General features: G+C 53.9%; 1 protein-coding gene. It reads right to left on the bottom strand.

Annotation, left to right across the window (positions count from 1 at the left end; translation table 11 throughout):
- Positions 1–1,229: GGDEF domain-containing protein (locus ASF71_RS21510; RefSeq protein ID WP_162243157.1), on the bottom strand; the 1,229-nt coding region annotated here is incomplete at its 3' end.
- Positions 1,230–1,776: the final 547 nt, after the last annotated feature.

Raw genomic sequence — 1,776 nt, forward strand, 5'->3', positions numbered from 1 at the left:
ACTGGCGTGAGGATGGTGGTCTTGACGCCAGCCTCAATCCAGGAAGCAAAGGCCAGGGGATGGTTCGGGTAGTCGACACTGATGACTGTCGCCCCAGTCCTCACGACTAAGGCAGGCATAGGCGTAAGTGGTACGTGGAGATTCAAGACGAACCCCGGAAGCAGGGCCGTGACAGCTGGGTCCTGATCAAGATGACGGGCCAGCATCCCGTTTGCTGAGACTTCGATATACGTGGCCATGTCGAAGTGCAGGAGAGTCCGGGTCCGTGCGAGACCTGTACGGATAACTTCCTCCGGGGTCGCCAGCGCTTCGAGTTGCTGGGAAAACGCGTACAAGCCCAAGTCTATGGTTGCCGGATCTCCGGTGAGGGCCTGTTGCTGCTTTTCTCCGTACATTTGATGATCGGCGAGGGCGAACGCTCGTTCGAACTGCGTTGTCGTCTCGAAGACGGCGGTGCCAAACGAAAAGGCGCAAATGCCGGGAAGGACACTGGGGATCGCCTGTTGAACTGTGGTGAGGATCTTGCGCACCTCGTCCTGAGGGTGCCCTGGAAACAAGATGACAAACTCGTCCCCGCCCCAACGACACAACACGGTCTCGTCGGCCAGGTGTGCCTTGAGGTGTTGACTGATCGTCTGAAGGTACCGGTCTCCTTCACTGTGGCCATACTGGTCATTGATGACCTTGAGCTGATTGACATCCAGAACGGCCAGGACGACGGGTGCCGAGGGGAGGTGCAGCAGATCCTGCTGAAGGCCGAAACGGTTCAGGAACTCAGTTAAAGGATCGAGAATGGTGCGCTGATAGGCATGGCGTTGAGATGTTCTGAGCCTGAGATATGTTCCCAGGGCGAAGAGGGCACTGCTCATGACGGCTAACAAGGTGAGGAGCGAGATGAGCGCAGGCGAGAGCATAGGCACACCCCAGAGAGAGGTGGCGGCCATGCGGAGGAGAACGTAGCCGATGAGTCCAAAAAACAAGCTGAGGGGGAGCGTGGTTCGCCTTTGTCCTCGTAAGAATGAGGTAAAGGTCGAGATGCAGAACAAGATGACCATAAAGAGAAGCAGAGTCAGCAACTGGATGACTCCACCCCAGGTCAATTCGACTTGGGATGGAGGTCTAGAGGGAAAGGGAAGCGTGAGGAAACCTAACAGAAGGAACAGACCGAAAATCGTGAGGTCGAGCCCGCCTTGGCGCCAGTGCGCTGTGAAATTGAAGCCAGGAATCACGAGGAAAGCCGGGGTAATTTCATAAGAAGGCGGCCATGGTTCGACTATAGGCCGAAAAAAAGCTGGAGGAGTTGCAGAGCTCCACGTCATGCTTCACAAAGTGACCATTGAGATTATTGGTGGTCTCTTAAATTGCTATTCGTCTCTGCGTCAAGCTGGTCTAATTGTTTCGAAGTTACAAAGAGAGCTAAAAGCGCGTTTCAGCAGTTAGTTTTTGTAATTTACAAGATGCCAAACGACACTCATTAGCAGACTCATCCCAAGGAGTTGCACTTCGTGTAGGACAAGGAATAGTCATGCTGGCCAAGAAATTCTGCGTTTTTTGTGAAGACAGGCAACATCCAGTTGAGGAAGTGACAATGAAAGCTGAGCACCCCAACTGACCAGTCATCTACTTCAGCCTACTGACCTACGTCCTACACTTAGGGATGACCGACCTTACCAATGACTCAGGAGTTGCACCTGCATAAGACGAAAAAAGCGCTCCCAGACGCGAGAGTCTGGGAGTGTCGAAGTCACAGCCTCTCTGGGAGCGTGCCCGCATTCT

Origin of the sequence: Deinococcus sp. Leaf326 (assembly GCF_001424185.1) — a bacterium.
Classification (GTDB): Bacteria; Deinococcota; Deinococci; order Deinococcales; family Deinococcaceae; genus Deinococcus.